The sequence below is a fragment of the Allobosea caraganae genome (genome assembly GCF_003351345.1).
Lineage (GTDB): Bacteria > Pseudomonadota > Alphaproteobacteria > Rhizobiales > Beijerinckiaceae > Allobosea > Allobosea caraganae.
The window spans coordinates 340,923-357,127 of record NZ_QQTO01000033.1; the positions used below are offsets into that span (position 1 = coordinate 340,923).

The following is a 16,205-nucleotide window of genomic DNA, read 5'->3' on the forward strand; positions in this document are numbered from 1 at the left end:
CGCCTTAGCGTGCCTGCGCGTCTTCCCTGATCATCGCTGCAGCCTTCTCGGCGATCATCATCGTCGGCGCCGCCGTATTGCCCGAAGTGATGCGCGGCATCACCGAGGCGTCGGCCACGCGCAGGCCATCGACGCCCCGCACGCGCAGGCGCTCGTCGAGCACGGCCATCGGATCATCGTCGCGGCCCATCCTGGCGGTGCCGACCGGGTGGAAGATCGTCGTGCTGTACTTGGCGGCGGCATCCAGCAGCGCCTCGTCGGAGCTGGCCTCCGCGCCGGGCAGGTATTCCTGCGGATGGAAGCGGGCGAGCGGCGCCTGCGCCACGATCCGGCGCGCCAGCTTCAGCGCATCGACCGCGACCTGCTTGTCCTCGTCGGTATCGAGATAGTTCGGCGTGATCGCCGGCTGCTGCACGGCATCCGCCGCCTTCAGGTGCACGCTGCCACGGCTCGACGGCCTGAGGTTGCAGACGCTGGCGGTGAAGGCGCCGAACTTGTGCAGCCCGTCGCCCCATTTATCGAGCGAGAGCGGCTGGAAGTGGAATTCGAGATTGGCGGTGGCATAGTCCGGCGATGATTTGGCGAAGGCGCCGACCTGCGAGGGCGCCATGGTCAGCGGCCCCGTCCGGAAGGCGGCATATTCCAGCGCCATCAGCGGCCGGCGCCAGAGCTTGGCATAGTCGGTGTTGAGTGTGCGCACGCCCTCGACCTTGTAGACCGGCCTGATCTGCAAATGGTCCTGCAGGTTCTCGCCGACGCCGGGCAGATGCCGCTGCGTTTCGATGCCGAGTTCCTGCAGCCGCGCCCCGTCGCCGATGCCCGAGCGCTCCAGGATCGCCGGCGAGCCGAAGGACCCGGCGCTGAGCACGATCTCGCCGCTCGCCTCGGCGCGAAGCTTCTCGGCGCCGCGCGAGAACTCGACTGCGACTGCCTTGCCGTCCCTGACGACGATGCGCTCGACCAGCAGGCCGGTTTCCAGTTTCAGATTGGGCCGGCTCAGCACCGGCTTGAGGAAGGCGCGATAGGCACTCATCCGCCGGCCGCGCTTCTGGTTGACCTGGAAATAGGCCGAGCCGGCATTGTCGCCGGAGTTGAAATCGGCGATCCGGGCGATGCCCGCGGCCTCAGCCGCATCGCGGATCGCGTCGAGCACGTCCCAGCGCACGCGCGGGTTCTCGACGCGCCACTCGCCGCCGGAGCGGTGCAGGCCGTTTGGCGGATCGATATGGTCCTCATGCGCCAGGAAATGCGGAAGCACGTCGTCCCAGCCCCACCCGGAGAGCCCGAGCTGGCGCCAGCCATCATAGTCGGCCGCCTGGCCGCGCATGTAGATCATCGCGTTGATCGCCGAGCAGCCGCCGACGACCTTGCCGCGCGGAAAGGGCAGGGCCCGGCCGCCGAGCCCGGCCTGCGGCTCGGTCTGGAACAGCCAGTCGGCGCGCGGATTGCCGATGGCGTAGAGATAGCCGACCGGGATATGGAACCAGATCCAGTTGTCGTCGCCGCCAGCCTCCAGCACCAGCACGCTGCGGCGCGGGTCGGCTGACAGCCTGTTCGCCAGCACGCAGCCGGCCGAGCCGGCGCCGATCACGATATGGTCGAAGGTTCCGATGCTTCTGCGCTCTGGCATGGCGTCCCGTTCGTCAAGATCCGCTGGCGGACCAGCTATAGCAGCGCGAGCGCTAGCCGGACCATGCCGAGCCGGCAACGAACGCGGCCGGGAAGCATTCTTGCGATATGTGCAAAACCGCACTGACGAGGAGATCGGCCAGCTAGCGCCGGGCGCGAGCAAGCCTCAGCCCGTGATCACGCGCACCGGGTCGTTATCGAGCCATCGCGCGATGTCCTCGACCACGCCGGTGAAATAGGCACGGTAGTTCGCCTGGGTGACGTAGCCGAGATGCGGCGTCGCGATCAGGTTGGGCAGGCCGCGCAAAGGGTGATCGCCCGGCAGCGGCTCGACATCGAAGACGTCGAGGCCGGCGCCGGCGATCCGGCCGGCCGTCAGCGCCTCGATCAGCGCGGCCTCATTGACGATCGGTCCGCGCGAGGTGTTGATCAGCAGCGCCGTCGGCTTCATCACCGCGAACTCGGCCGCACCGATCAGCCCGCGCGTGCCGGCATTCAGCGGCACATGGATGCTGACGATGTCGGACTGCTTCAGCAGGTCGTGCAATGTCGCGGCGCGATCGGCGCCGAGTGACTTCGCCGTTTCCTCGGTCAGCGAGCGGCTCCAGCCGAGCACGCGCATGTCGAAGGCGACGCCGACGCGCGCGACGCGCTGGCCGAGATTGCCGAGCCCGATCACGCCGAGCGTCGCGCCGCGCAGGTCGCGCCCGACGCTGGTCTGCCAGGGGCCGCCGGCATGGAAATTCGCGTTCTCTGCCGGGATCGCGCGCATTAGCGCGTGGATCAGCCCCCAGGTCAGCTCGGCCGTGGTGCCGGGCGCGCTCGCCGTGCCGCAGACCGTGACGCCGTGGCGGGCCGCCGCTGCGAAATCGATCGAGGCGTTGCGCATGCCGGTGGTGACCAGCAGCTTCAGCTTGGGCAGGGCGGCGAAGAGCTCGGCCGGGAAGGGCGTGCGCTCGCGCATCATCACGACGATCTCGGCATCCGCGAGCAGTGCGATCAGCGCGTCGCCCGCGACCGTGTCGTTGCTGACGCGGATGGCGATGCGCTGCCGCAGCCCATTCCAATCCGCAGAGGCGAGGGCGACGTTCTGGTAGTCGTCCAGGATCACGCAGGTGGGCATCTCGGTCGTCCCCCGCCCCAGCACGGGGCGGGGCAGCATGTCGCGCTTCGCCGCCAGCCGCAATGCGGCAGACGGCGGATCTAAACGGCTTTAAGGAACCACAGCCCTCATCCTGAGGAGCGCGAAGCGCGTCTCGAAGGATGGTCCAGCGCGCACTGGACCATCCTTCGAGACGCGGACTAAAGTCCGCTCCTCAGGATGAGGGCTGCGGTTGTTCGAGCGGGAATTACCGCCCCTTGAACACGGGCTTGCGCTTCTCGACGAAGGCGCGCTGCGCCTCCTTCGCATCCTCGGTATGAGAGAGCGCAACGGTGATCGTCTGCTCGTAGCGATAGCCGTCGCGCACCGGCATCTCCGCGGTGGTGCTGAAGCCGCGCTTGGCGCCCTGCACGGCGAGCGGGCTCTTGGCCGCGATGATCCGGGCGATCTCCAGCGCCGCCGGCATCAGCTCCTCCACCGGCACGACCTTCTCGATGATGCCGAGCCGGTAGAGCTCCTGCGCCGTCACGCGCGTGCCGGTGAAGTACAGGTAGCGCGCCTTCGACTTGGTGAAATGCTCCATGACGAAGCTCTGCCCGCCGGAAAGGCCGACATCGACCTCGGGCATCGAGCCATAGGCGGTATCGGTCGCCAGCATGATGTCGCAGGCCAGCATCAGCGCGAAGCCGGCGCCGAGTGCCGGGCCGTTCACGGCCGCGATCACCGGCTTGGTGCAATCGGCGACGGCGTAGAAGAACTCGCGGGCGACGCGGTTATGGGAGATGTAGTCGCCCGGCTCTTGCACCAGCCCGACGCGCTCCTTGACGTCGGCCCCGGCCGAGAAGGTCTTGCCGGCTGCGGTCAGGATGACGACGCGGACGTCGTCGCGGTCGCTGAGCTGGTCGAAGATGCGGATCGCCTCCTCGCGCGTCTCGCGGTTCTGCGCATTCACGGGCGGGCGGTTGAAGGTCACGGTGGCGATGAACTCGCTGACCTCGACCTGGAAATGCTTGTAGCTCATCGTCGTCCTTCGGCTGGCTGCGGCCGCAGGTTAGGCGCTGGGCAGGTGCGGCGGAAACGGGGCAGTCCGCAAAGCATTTTTGCGCGTCCCGCAATCGCCCGGTAATCGCGCTGTGGTTTTCAGCCGGGATTATGCCAGTCCTGCGCCGCCTGGCGCAGATGGGCCGAGAGCAGGGTCGCCGCCCGCCGCCGGTCGCCTGAGGCGAGCGCGTCGAGGATGGCGAGGTGCTCCTCGCAGGATTGCGCGATCTGCCCCAGTGTCAGCTGCGGGAAATCGGCGAATTGATGCATGCGCCGCAAGATGTTCTGCCGCTTCACTGCTTGCAGGAAGAAGCGGTTGCGCGACCATGAGGCCAGCGTCTCGTGGAAATGCGCATTGACCTGGAACCAGGCGTCGGGCGCGATCTCGGCCGCCGGCTTTGCCATCAGCGCCTGATGGGCGCCGCGCATCCGCTCCAGCTCGGCCCGGTCGATCCGGTAGTCGAGCTGGCCGAGCGCCGCGCATTCGACCGCCTCGCGGAAGGCGTAACTCTCGAGGATCGCCTGCGGCGTGTCGAGGCTCTCGCTGAAGCGCCAGCCATGGCCGCGCTGGCGCTGGACCACGCCCTCGGCCGCGAGCTTCTGCAAGGCCCGGCGGACATCGCCGCGCGAGCTGTTGAAGCGCGCGATCAGCGCGTTCTCGGTGACCTCCTCGCCGATCAGCCCCGAGGAGCGCTCCATCAGGAGCTTCTGGTAGAGGTCGCCATTGCCGGCCGCCTCCTCGCCGCATTGCTCGATCACCGCCGCATCGATCGGGCGGTTGAGCTTGAAGCCGGCGCCGGGCTCGCGCCTGAGGATGCCGCGCTCGCTGAGGTCGATCAGCGCCCGGCGCACCGGCGTGCGCGACACGCCGAGCCGGCCGGCCAGCGGCTTCTCCCCGACCTGCACCCCAACGGCCCAGGCCTCGTCGCGGCCGAGCCGCAAGATGTCGCCGATGATTTCGTGATGTAACCCGCTCGGCACGGAAGGCATCTCCCCAGAGTAATATCTTCTTGCCATTGACAGCTACGTTTGGCGATGGCTCCATGCACAACGTTGATGCAAAAAACACAAGGCCTGTGGATGATCGCGCCGTTTCCCTTCGTCTCGGTGTCCGGCACGCCCTATGAACGCGGCCGGCAGCATGGCACGGCGGTCACTGAGCGGGTACGCCGCAGCGCGCGCTTCTATTCCGGCCAGCTCGACAAGCTCGACCTGCGCCCGGGCCAGCGCGAGCAGTTGATCGCCGAGTTCAGCCGCAGCATCGCCGCCTTCGACGGCGCCTATCTCGAGGAGATGCGCGGCATCGCCGATGGCGCGGGGCTGGAGCTCGACGCGATCATCATGATCAACGCCCGCACCGAGGTCGTCGCCAAGGCCCGGCTGCTCGCCTCGCGTCCCATCGAGGATGACGACGAGGACGAGGAGAAGATGGCCGATGGCTGCACCGGCGCCATCATCCTGCCCGAGCGCAGCTGGAGCGGCGGCATCATCCAGGGTCAGAACTGGGACTGGCAGCCCGAATGCGCCGAGACCGCAATCGTGCTGCGCATCCGCCGCGAGGACGGGCCGGATGTGCTGACCTTCGTTGAGGCCGGTGGGCTCGGCCGCCACGGCATGAATTCGGCCGGCATCTGCGTCACCGGCAACTACCTGCGCAGCGACCGCGACTATTGCCAGGAGGGCGTGCCGCTGGCGCTGATCCGCCGCAAGGCGCTGGAGCAGGAGCATCTGGCGCTGTCGATGAAGTTCGTCGCGACGACGCCGAAAGCCTGCTCGACCAACATGATGCTGAGCCAGAACAGCGGCTTCGCCATCGATTTCGAATGCGCGCCGGACGAGGCCTTCCCCGTCTACCCGCAGGATGGCCTGATCGTGCACGCCAACCACTGGATCAGCCCGGTCGCGCTGACCAAGCTGCGCGATACCGGCCTCTCATCCTCGCCCGACAGCCATTACCGCGACTGGCGCGTGCGCAAGCTCCTGACCGAGCCGCAGCGCTTCCTGACCCGCGAGGACCTCAAGGCCGCGCTCTTCGACGATTTCCTGACGCCCTATGCCGTCTGCCGCCCGCCCCGCACTGGGGCCACCGGCGACCTGACGGCGAGCGTCGCGATGATCCTGATGGAGCCTGGGCTCGGCATCATGGAGGTCGCGCCGCTGCCGGCGCTGAACCGCAACTTCACCTGCTACAGCCTCAAGGACGATCCGGTCGCCGTCGAAGTCGCGGCGTGATCGCCAAAGCATTTTCGAGCGAAGTGGAGGCCGGTTCGCGTGAAGAAAATGCATCGGATCAGAAGGGAAGGGTGCTCGTCATGACACGCACTTGGCTCGCCGCGCTTGCCGTTCTCTCCGGCCTCGGTGCCACGCCGCTCGCGGCGCAGACGCTGACCGTCGCGCTCAAGGCCGACATCCGTGGCATCAACCCCGGCGTCAACCGCGACGACGATACCGACGCCGTGACGCTGCACATGGTCGAGGGGCTCGTCGCCTATCGCGAGGGCGGCACGGTCGGCCCGATGCTGGCCGAGACGATCGAGACCTCGCCGGATGGGCTGACCTACAGCTTCGCGCTGCGCAAGGGCCTGACCTTCCATAACGGCGCGCCCGTGACCGCCGAAGATGTGGTCTGGAGCTGGCAGCGCTACATGGACCCGAAGACGGAGTGGCGCTGCCTCGCCGATTTCGACGGCCGCAACGGGCTCAAGGTCGAGGCGATCGAGGCGGTCTCGCCCACCACCGTGCGCATGCGCATCAACGAGCCGAACGCGCTCTTCCTGTTCTCGCTCGCCCGCACCGATTGCGGCAGCGCCGCCGTGATTCACAAGGATTCGCTCAAACCCGATGGCAGCTGGGACAAGCCGGTCGGCACCGGCCCATTCAAGTTCAGCGAGTGGAAGCGCGGCCAGCAGATCGTGCTGACGAAGTTCGACGGCTACCAGTCGCTGCCCGGCGGGCTCGACGGCTTCGCCGGTGGCAAGCGCCCGCTCGTGCCGGAGGTCAAGTTTCTGATCGTGCCTGACTCATCCTCGGTCAAGGCCGGCCAGCAATCCGGGCAGATCGATATCGCTGAGGTGCTCAGCTCCGATGTCGCGGCCCTGCGCAAGGAGCCCGGCATCAAGGTCCAGACCGTGCCGACCGCGGCGCGCCATGCGCTGCTCTTCCAGACCAACGATCCTGTCTTCAGGAAGCCGGCGATGCGGCGGGCTCTGGCGGCCGCGATCGATTTCGGCCAGCTCGTCGCGATCATCTCCGATCTCGACGTCAAGCCGAACAACTCGACCATCCACGCCAAGTCGACCTACCATAGCGAGGTCCAGAACCTCTCCTACCAGTACGATCCGGCACAGGCGAAGAAGCTGCTCGCCGAGGCCGGCTACAAGGGCGAGCGGCTGAAGATCACCACCAACAACCGAAAATCCTCGCCGAGCTTCAACATCGCGGTGGTGCTGCAGTCGATGTTCCAGGCGGTCGGCGTCAACGCGGATATCGACGTCGTCGAATGGGCGACCCACATGGATCGGTTCCTCAAGGGGAACTACCAGCTCATGGTCCATTCCTATTCGGCCAGGCTCGACCCGGCGCTGAGCTTCGAGCATTTCACCGGCCCCAAGGCCGACCAGCCGCGCAAGGTCTGGGACGATCCCGCCGTGATCGCGCTGCTCGACAAGGCCTCGAAGATCGAGAACGTCACCGAGCGCCAGGCGATCTTCGACGACCTGCACAAGCGCATGATCGCCGACGCGCCGCTGGTGATGCTGTTCAATTCGGTCGAGGCCTGGGCCTCGACGGCTCGTGTCGATGGCTTCGTGCCGTGGGAGTCGCGCGTTCGGGCCTGGGAAGTCAGCCTGAAGCGGTAGTCCAGCCGCCGCCGTCATGCTCGGGCTTGTCCCGAGCATCCACGTCTTACCGACCGCATGCGACGGGCGAAGACGTGGATGGTCGCCACAAGGGCGACCATGACGGGGAGGGCGTCTCAGTCCAGCGTCGCCAGCGCGCCCTCGATCACGCCAAAAACCTCGTCGATCTCGCTCTGCGAGATGATCAGCGGCGGCGACAGCACGATCGTGTCGCCCGAGCCGCGCACCAGCACGCCGGCATCGAGGCAGGCCTTCGCCCCTGCCGCGCCGCGCGTTCCGGCCGCACCTGGCTTCGGCGAAAGCTCGATCGCGCAGAGCAGGCCGAGCGTGCGGATGTCGGCCACATGCGGCGCGCCCTTCAGCTGGTGCGCCCGCGCCTGCCAGGTGACCGAACTCGCCTTGGCCTGCGCGATGATGCCCTGCTCGGCGAAGACGTCGAGCGTCGCCAGGCCGGCAGCGCAAGCGAGGGGATGGGCCGAGTAGGTGTAGCCGTGGAACAGCTCGATTACGTCGGGCGGCCCGGCCATGAAGGCGCCGTAGACATCGCCGGAGACGATGACGCCGCCCATCGGCACCGAGCCATTGGTCATGCCCTTGGCGCAGGTGATGATATCGGGCGTGACGCCGAGCGCCTGCGCCGCGAAGGGGGCGCCGAGCCGGCCGAAGCCGGTGATGACCTCGTCGAAGATCAGGAGGATGCCGTGTTTGTCGCAGATCGCGCGCAGGCGCTCGAGATAGCCCTTTGGTGGCGGATAGACCCCGCCCGAGCCGATCACCGGCTCGACGATCACCGCGGCGACGCTGAGCGGGTCATGCACGTCGAGCAGCTTTTCGAGATCCTCGGCATAGGCCGCGCCGCGCTCCGGCTGGCCGAGCGAGAAGGCAAGGCCGGCATCATAGGGCAAAGGCAGGTGCGCCACCTCTGGCAGCAGCGGCCCGAAGCCGCGCTTCTGCCGGCCGAGCCCGGCGACCGAGAGCCCGCCGAAGCCCATGCCGTGATAGCCCTTGGCCCGGCCGATCAGTTTGGTCCGGCGCGCATCGCCCCTCGCATGATGATAGGCGCGGGCGATCTTCAGCGCCGTGTCGACCGCCTCCGAGCCGGAATTGACGAAGAAGACATGGTCGAGCCCCTCCGGCGCGAAATCGCAGAGACGGGCTGCATAGGCCTGCGCTGCCGGGTGGCTCATCTTGAAGGAGGAGACGAAGTCGAGCCGGCCGGCCGCCTCGCGGATGGCCTCGACGATGTGCTGCTGGGCATGGCCGGCATTGACGCACCAGAGCCCGGCCATGCCGTCGAGCACGCGCCGGCCTTCCGGCGTGATGTAATGCATGCCCTCGGCGCGGTCGAACAGGATCGGATCCTGCCGGAAGGCGCGCATCGGCGTGAACGGCATCCAGAACGCGTCCGGCTCATTGCCGCGCTCGGCTTCGCTGCGAAGGGCTGTGGCTGGCATGTCTGGTCTCCGGCGCGCAGGGATTGCCGCACCGGCAGCGCCGAGGCGGTGCCGGATAGTGTGTTTTAATAAAAGAAAAGACAATAGAGGATAGTGGCCTTACGGCAGCCCTCAACTCGGCTTGCCGTCCGGACCGCGCAGCAGGCTGGCGCGCTGGAGATGCCGCCGCATCAGGGCCGAGGCGACCTCGCGATCGCCAGCCTCGACATAGTCGAGCATCTGCAGGTGCTCGGTGCAGTTCACCTCGACGCGCTCGAAGCCGAAGATCCAGTCATAATTGGAGAGGCGCCGGAGCTGGTTCTGCCGCTTGATCGCGGCATGGATGAAGCGGTTGCCGGAGGCCTCCGCCAGACCCTCGTGGAAATCGGCATTCATCTCGTAGAAGGAGATGGCGGAGCTGTCCCGCCACGGCCGCTTCAGCGTCTCGTGATGGCGCGAGCGCATCTCGTCGATCCAGCCTGGCTCGACCCGGAAGCCGGGCTCCAGCAGTGCCATCGGCTCGATCATCTGCCGGAAGCGGTAGGCTTCGTCGTGGACGGAGAGGTCGCGCGGCGCCAGCAGGAAGCGCCAGCCATAGCCCGGCTTGCGCTCGATCATGCCGAGATCGGCGAGGCGGGCGAGCAGGCGCTGCACCTCCGGCCGGCCGAGTTCGTAGCGCCGCATCACCTCCATCTCGGAGATCTCGTCTGCGATCAGCCCGGCCTCGCGGTCATGCGCCAGCTTGACCAAAGCAAGCTCGGTCGCATCCGGCGTCGCATTCGCGTCGCTGGCGACGCCGGGCAGGGCGACCAGTTCGACGCCCTTGTTGGAATGGCGGCGCACGAAGCCTTGCTCGGCGAGATGGTCGATCGCGGCGCGCACCGGCGTGCGCGAGACGTTCAGGCGCTTGGCCGTGCTGTTCTCGTTGAGCCAGGTGCCGGCCTCCAGCCCATCATCGCGCGCCATTTGCAGGATGGCCTCCGCGATCTCGCGCTGAAGCCGGGTCGGGTTTGCCATGAAAATGCTCTTGCCTGTCTTAGATCAAGATGAAATACATTTCTTTTCGGCGGTACGCCAGTACGCGCGAGGAGGCCCTGCCAATGGTTGAACCCTTTCCCTTCGTCGATGTCTCCGGCACGCCCTATGAGCGCGGCCGCCAGCATGGTGCCGCCGTGACCAAGCGCGTCAAGCGCTCGATCGAGCTCTATGGCGGCCAGCTCACCGAGCTCGGCTATGACGCCGCCGCCAAGACCCGGCTGATCGACGCCTTCGCCCGCGAGATCGAGGCCTTTGGCGCCCATTATGTCGAGGAGATGCGCGGCATCGCCGACGGTGCCGGCGTCACGCTCGAAGACATCGTGATGATCAACGCCCGCACCGAGGTCGTGGCCAAGGCTCGGCTGGAGAAGGCCAAGCCCGTCGAGGCCGGCGAGGAGCTCGACGACGGCTGCACCGGCGCGGTGATCATGCCGGAGCGCAGCGCCACCGGCGAGCTGATCCACGGCCAGAACTGGGACTGGAAGGCCGAGTGCGCCGAGACCGCGATCGTGCTGCGCGTGCGCCGCGACGACGGCCCGGATTTCCTCACCTTCGTCGAGGCCGGCGGCCTCGCACGCTGCGGCATGAACGCGGCCGGCGTCTCGATCACCGCCAACTACCTCGAATGCGAGCGCGACTTCACGCAGGTCGGCGTGCCGCTGGCGCTGATCCGGCGCAAGGTGCTGGAGCAGGAGCATTTCGCCATGGCGATGAAGGCGGTCGCGGCAACGCCAAAGTCCTGCTCCAACAACATGATGCTCTCGACCGTCGCCGGCTTCGCCATCGACTTCGAATGCGCGCCGGATGCCGCCTTCCCGATCTATCCCGAGGATGGCCTAATCGTGCACGCCAACCACTGGGTTGGCCAGATCGCGCTAACCAAGATCACCGATACCGGCACGCCGCGCGTGCCCGAGAGCTTCTATCGCGACTGGCGCGTCAAGAAGCTGCTGAACGAAGCCGGCCGCAAGCTGAGCGTCGATGACCTGAAGAATGCGCTCTTCGACGATTTCCTGACGCCTTACGCCGTCTGCCGGCCGCCACGTCCCAACGAGACCGGCAATCTCTCGGCCACGGTCTCGATGGTGATCATGCAGCCGGCGCGCGGGATCATGGAAGTCGCGCCGCTGCCGGCGCTGAACCGCCAGTTCACCCGCTACAGCCTGACCGAGGAGCCGGTCACGCTGGCGGTCGCAGCCGAATGACGTTGGAGAAGTAGGTTTGCGCGGCGCGGAGACCGGAGAGGGCGGCCCGCGCCGGGCAATCTGAAACGCAGAAAGACGGAGGAGTGATCATGGTTTTGAGACCGATTGCGGCGGCCGCCTTCGCGGGCGCCGCCCTGGCTGCCCTGATGGCAGGCCCGGCGCTGGCGGCATCCATCATCAAGGTGCAGCAGAACGCCGATATCCGCAGCATCAACCCCGGCGTGAACCGCGACGACAACACCGACGCGGTCGTGCTTCATATGGTCGAGGGGCTCGTCGCCTATGGCGACGATGCCGAGGTCAAGCCGCTCCTTGCCGAGAAGGTCGACGTCTCGCCGGATGGCAAGACCTACACCTTCACCCTGCGCAAGGGCGTCAAGTTCCATAACGGCGCGGAGCTGAGCTCGGCCGACGTGCTCTGGTCCTGGAACCGCTACATGGAGCCGAAGACCGACTGGCGCTGCCTCTCGGAATTCGACGGGCGCGGCCGGGCCAAGGTCGAGTCCGTGACGGCGCCGGATCCGGCGACGGTCGTGTTCAAGCTGGATACGCCGAGCGCGCTCTTCCTCGCCAACATCGCCCGCACCGATTGCGGCATGACCGGGATCATGCACAAGGATTCGGTCAAGGCCGATGGCAGCTTCGACAAGCCGATCGGCACCGGCCCGTTCAAGTTCGGCGAGTGGAAGCGCAGCGAGTACATCCGGCTCGAGCGCTTCGCCGACTATGCCAGCCTGCCCGGCAAGATCGACGGCTACACCGGCGGCAAGCGCCCGCTGGTCGACGAGGTCCGCTTCCTGATCATCCCCGATAGCTCGACCGCCAAGGCCGCGCTGCTGCGGGGCGACATCGACATCGTCCCCGACGTCGCCAATAGCGAGGTCGCCGAGCTGCGCAAGAATCCCAAGGTGGAGGTCGGGGTCGTCTCGACCATGGGCCTGGTCGGCCTGCTGATCCAGACGCGCGATCCGCTGCTGCAGAACCTCAAGCTGCGCCAGGCCATCGCGATGGCGCTGGATGTGCCCGAAGTCGTCGCGGCGGTCACCGATGGCCTCGGCAAGCCGAACAACTCGATCGTGCCGCTGAAATCGGCCTATTACGGCCCGGTCGAGAAGCAGGGCTACAAATTCGATCCGGCCGCTGCGAAGAAGCTGGTCCAGGAGGCCGGCTACAAGGGCGAGCCGATCGTGATGCTCGCCAACAAGCGCTACCCGCAGAGCTTCGATTCCGCCGTCATCGCCCAGCAGATGCTGCAGGCGGTCGGCCTCAACGTCACCATCGAAGTGCTGGAATGGGCGACGCAGCTCGACCGCTACAACAAGGGCAACTACCAGATGCAGGCGTTCCCCTATTCGGCGCGCCTCGACCCCTCTCTGAGCTTCGAGTCGATCGCAGGTCCCAAGGACAAGCAGCCGCGCAAGGTCTGGGACGATCCGGAATCACTGGCGCTGCTCGACAAGTCGATGGTCGTCTCCGACAAGGCCGAGCGCCAGAAGCTGTTCGACGAGCTGCACAAGCGCTTCATCGAGCAGGTGCCGATGGTGATGCTCTATAACGGCCTCGACGCCGGCGTCTTCAGCAAGAAGGTCAAGGGCTACCAGCCTTCGATCCTGTCGAAGCCGCGGCTCTGGGAGGTCAGCGTCGCCGATTAGCCGGCGATGCCCTCATGGGTCGTTCCTGAGGATATGGCCGGAGATCAGCTCGGTGAGGCGCGCGGCGTCGCGCGCCTCCAGCGCCTCCAGCATGGCGTGATGGTCGCGGTCGCTGCGAAGGAGCGCCTCGTGCGAGATCCAGACCGTGACATTCGAGCCGCGCGAGCGGTCGCGCAGGTTCCAGATCATCTCCTCCATCACGGGATTGCCGCTGAGATGATACATCAGGTGATGGAACTCGCTGTTCACCCGGCTCTGGTCGGCGCGCGTGCCCTCGCGGGCCGCGGCCGAGAACTGCTCGGCGAGGTCGCGCAGCCGGGCGAGGGTGGGGGCGTCGACCGCGGCGACGATGTTGGGCACCGCCGCCGTCTCCATGACGACGCGCGTCTCGCGGATATGGCGCAGGGTCGCGGTGTCGATCTCGGCGACGCGGTAGCCGCGATTGGGCACATGCTCGATCGCCTTGAGCACGACGAGCTCGTCGAGCGCGGCGCGGACGTCGAAACGCGTCGCGGAGAACTTCTCCTCGAGGTCGATCTGGCGCAGCCATTCGCCCCCGCGATAGCCGCCCGAGCGGATCGCCTCGGCGATCTCGCCGGCCAGGGCCCGCTTCTGTTTCCGCTTCCGCATCACGCTCGTCATGGCTGTTCCCTAGCCCATCCGGCCATGCGCCGGCTAGCAGGCCGTATGGGCAGCTTGCCAGACTTCGTCGACTATGCAACTAAATTGGCGCCAATTTAACTGCCAATTGAGGAAGTCCGATGACTGCTGCCCCCGCGACGGTTGAAGCGCCCGAGTCCGATGCGGCCGCCCGCGGCCATGCGATGTACGATCTCGAAAGCACGCCGGTCATCGCCTGCAAATACGATCCGCGCTTCAGCTACTGCCTCTACGTGCCGCCGACCCTCGGGCAGGGCGAGGAGCCGTCGATCGTCGTGACCATGCACGGCACCGGCCGCGGCTTCGTCGGTTATCGCGACGGCTTCGCCGAATTCGCCCGCTGGAACAACTGCATCATCCTGGCGCCGCTCTTCCCGATCGGCGTGCGCGGCGACGGCAACCGCGACGGCTTCAAGTACATGCGCGAGGGCGACATCCGCTACGATCAGGTCCTGATCGAGATGGTCGCCGAGGTCGTGGCGCATTACGGGCTCAAGTCCGACAAGTTCGCGCTGTTCGGCTATTCCGGCGGCGGCCATTTCGCCCATCGCTTCCTGATGTTCCACCCGCAGCGGCTCTGGGCCTGCACGGTCGGCGCGCCCGGCTCGGTGACGCTGCTCGACCCGACCCGCGACTTCTGGGTCGGCACCCGCAACGTCGAGGAGCTCTTCGGCCTGGAGATCGACCCCGCGGCCATCGCCAAGGTGCCGGTGCAGATGATCGTTGGTGCAGCCGATCTCGAGACCTGGGAGATCACCCACAAGGAAGGCGGCCGCAACTGGATGCCGGACGCCAACCATGCCGGCAAGAACCGGCCCGAGCGCCTCGCCGCGCTGAAGACATCCTTCGAGGAGCACGGCATCGCCGTGCGCTTCGACCTGGTGCCGAACATGCCGCATGACGGCCCAAAGGCCCTGCCGCGGGTCCAGGATTTCCTGGCCGGCGTATTGCAGGCGCGCCGTGCCAAGGCCGCGTGAGACAACAAGTCTAAAATATCAAAAAACAGGGGATCGTCGATGAACCGTATTCTTGCTTCCGCCTTCGCCCTGGCCCTTTCGGCCGGAACTTTCCAAGTCCACGCTGTTCAGGCCCAAACGCTCACTGCCGTGCTCAACGCCGACATGCGCTCGTCCAACCCGGGCGTGAACCGCGACGACAACACCGACACGGTCGTCCTCCACATCGTCGAGGGCCTCGTCGGCTATGACGAGGGCGGCTCGGTCGGCCCGCTCCTGGCCGAGAAGGTCGATCTTTCCCAGGACGGCAAGACCTACACCTTCACGTTGCGCAAGGGCGTCAAGTTCCACAACGGCGCCGAGCTCACCTCGGCCGACGTGCTCTGGTCATGGACCCGCTACATGGATCCGAAGACCGACTGGCGCTGCCTCGGCGATCTCGACGGCCGCAACGGGCTCAAGGTCGTCTCGGCCACCGCGCCGGACGCCAACACCTTCGTCATGGAGCTGAACGCGCCGAACGCGCTCTTCCTCGACACGCTCGCCCGCACCGATTGCGGCGGCACCGCCATCATCCACAAGGATTCGGTCAAGGCCGATGGCAGCTGGGACAAGCCGATCGGCACCGGCCCGTTCAAGCTCGGCGAATGGAAGCGCGGCCAGTCGATCCAGCTTCTCGCCTATGAGGGCTATGTCTCGCCCAAGGGCGCCACGCGCGACGGCATGCTCGGGTCGAAGCGCCCGCTGGTCAAGGAAGCCAGGTTCATGGTCATCCCTGACGCGGCGACCGTGAAGGCCGGCCTGATGGCCGGTTCGCTCGACATCGCCTCGGTGCCCGAGATCGACGCCGCCGAGTTGAAGGCGCATCCGAAGCTTAACGTCGTGACCGGCACCAACCCGGTCCGGCACGGCATGATCATTCAGACGCGCGACCCTGTGCTGAAGAACGTCAAGCTGCGCCAGGCGATCGCGGCCTCGATCGACTTCCCCGAGCTCGTCGCCAACGTCACCAACAATCTCGGCCAGCCCAACAACTCGCCGATCTACATGACCTCGAAGTACTTCGGCGAGGCCGAGAAGCAGGGCTTCAAATACGACCCGGCGCTGGCCAAGAAGCTGCTCCAGGAGGCCGGCTACAAGGGCGAGAAGATCACCATCCTCGCCAACAAGCGCTCGACCGCGCCGAGCTTCAACACGGCCGTCATCGCCCAGCAGATGATGCAGGCGGTCGGCATCAACGCCGACATCGAAGTCCTGGAGTGGGCGACGCAGCTCGACCGCTACAACAAGGGCAACTACCAGATGGAGGCCTTCTCCTATTCCGGCCGCTTCGACCCCGCACTCGGCTTCGAGCAGATCTCCGGGCCGAAGGACAAGCAGCCGCGCAAGGTCTGGGAAGACCCCGAGGCGCTCGCCCTGATCGACAAGAGCATGGTCGTTGCCGACGTCACTGAGCGCCAGAAGATCTTCGACGACCTGCACAAGCGCTTCATCGAGCAGGTGCCGACCATCTTCACCCATAACGACGTCGACATCGTCGCTCATTCCAAGCGGGTCTCCGGCGTCAAGCCGTGGATGTCGAAGCTGCGCCTCTGGGAAGTCGGCGTCGCCAACTGAACCCGCTGGGCTGAC

At 66.7% G+C, this 16,205-nt stretch carries 13 protein-coding genes; 6 read left to right on the forward strand and 7 right to left on the reverse strand.

Going from position 1 to position 16,205, the window contains the following annotated elements:
- Positions 1-4 precede the first annotated feature (4 nt).
- The 4 genes from DWF00_RS22500 to DWF00_RS22515 form a co-directional block, all read right to left on the reverse strand.
- On the reverse strand, positions 5-1,630 hold the full coding sequence (locus tag DWF00_RS22500) for a GMC family oxidoreductase (RefSeq protein ID WP_114831180.1): 1,626 nt from the start codon (positions 1,628-1,630) through the stop codon (positions 5-7).
- A gap of 165 nt (positions 1,631-1,795) precedes the next feature.
- Positions 1,796-2,791 carry a D-2-hydroxyacid dehydrogenase family protein gene (locus DWF00_RS22505; protein ID WP_245974195.1) on the reverse strand — a complete coding sequence of 332 codons (996 nt, stop codon included), beginning with the start codon at positions 2,789-2,791 and terminating at the stop codon, positions 1,796-1,798.
- A gap of 187 nt (positions 2,792-2,978) precedes the next feature.
- Positions 2,979-3,752, reverse strand: coding sequence for an enoyl-CoA hydratase/isomerase family protein (locus DWF00_RS22510; protein ID WP_114831181.1), 774 nt, complete (start codon positions 3,750-3,752; stop codon positions 2,979-2,981).
- Positions 3,753-3,871: 119 nt separating this feature from the next.
- Positions 3,872-4,753 carry a GntR family transcriptional regulator gene (locus tag DWF00_RS22515; RefSeq protein ID WP_181832798.1) on the reverse strand — a complete coding sequence of 294 codons (882 nt, stop codon included), beginning with the start codon at positions 4,751-4,753 and terminating at the stop codon, positions 3,872-3,874.
- Between the two features lie 99 nt (positions 4,754-4,852).
- Here DWF00_RS22515 and DWF00_RS22520 point away from each other — a divergent pair, with 99 nt between their 5' ends.
- Together DWF00_RS22520 and DWF00_RS22525 are read left to right on the forward strand one after the other, a co-directional pair.
- A complete protein-coding gene (locus DWF00_RS22520; RefSeq protein WP_114831183.1) occupies positions 4,853-6,004 on the forward strand; it encodes a C45 family autoproteolytic acyltransferase/hydolase in 1,152 nt (383 codons plus the stop codon).
- Between the two features lie 80 nt (positions 6,005-6,084).
- Positions 6,085-7,629: an ABC transporter substrate-binding protein gene (locus DWF00_RS22525; protein ID WP_114831184.1), complete on the forward strand. Its 1,545-nt coding sequence runs from the start codon at positions 6,085-6,087 to the stop codon at positions 7,627-7,629.
- Positions 7,630-7,745: 116 nt separating this feature from the next.
- Here the strand turns inward: DWF00_RS22525 and aptA are convergent, their stop codons facing one another.
- Both aptA and DWF00_RS22535 read right to left on the reverse strand, forming a co-directional pair.
- Complete coding sequence (gene aptA / locus DWF00_RS22530) at positions 7,746-9,083, reverse strand: omega-aminotransferase AptA (RefSeq protein ID WP_114831185.1); 1,338 nt, start codon at positions 9,081-9,083, stop codon at positions 7,746-7,748.
- Between the two features lie 111 nt (positions 9,084-9,194).
- Positions 9,195-10,079: a GntR family transcriptional regulator gene (locus DWF00_RS22535; protein ID WP_114831186.1), complete on the reverse strand. Its 885-nt coding sequence runs from the start codon at positions 10,077-10,079 to the stop codon at positions 9,195-9,197.
- Positions 10,080-10,162: 83 nt separating this feature from the next.
- Here DWF00_RS22535 and DWF00_RS22540 point away from each other — a divergent pair, with 83 nt between their 5' ends.
- On the forward strand, positions 10,163-11,305 hold the full coding sequence (locus tag DWF00_RS22540) for a C45 family autoproteolytic acyltransferase/hydolase (protein WP_114831187.1): 1,143 nt from the start codon (positions 10,163-10,165) through the stop codon (positions 11,303-11,305).
- 89 nt (positions 11,306-11,394) lie between these two features.
- Positions 11,395-12,957 carry an ABC transporter substrate-binding protein gene (locus DWF00_RS22545; RefSeq protein ID WP_114831287.1) on the forward strand — a complete coding sequence of 521 codons (1,563 nt, stop codon included), beginning with the start codon at positions 11,395-11,397 and terminating at the stop codon, positions 12,955-12,957.
- 12 nt (positions 12,958-12,969) lie between these two features.
- On the opposite strand, the gene DWF00_RS22550 is transcribed toward DWF00_RS22545, so the two are convergent.
- Positions 12,970-13,587 carry a GntR family transcriptional regulator gene (locus tag DWF00_RS22550; protein ID WP_181832799.1) on the reverse strand — a complete coding sequence of 206 codons (618 nt, stop codon included), beginning with the start codon at positions 13,585-13,587 and terminating at the stop codon, positions 12,970-12,972.
- A gap of 131 nt (positions 13,588-13,718) precedes the next feature.
- On the opposite strand from DWF00_RS22550, the gene DWF00_RS22555 reads away from it, so the two are divergent.
- Entirely contained in the window at positions 13,719-14,594 is an 876-nt protein-coding gene (locus DWF00_RS22555; RefSeq protein WP_114831189.1) for an alpha/beta hydrolase, read from the forward strand.
- Positions 14,595-14,633: 39 nt separating this feature from the next.
- Complete coding sequence (locus DWF00_RS22560) at positions 14,634-16,190, forward strand: ABC transporter substrate-binding protein (protein WP_114831190.1); 1,557 nt, start codon at positions 14,634-14,636, stop codon at positions 16,188-16,190.
- Positions 16,191-16,205 lie beyond the last annotated feature (15 nt).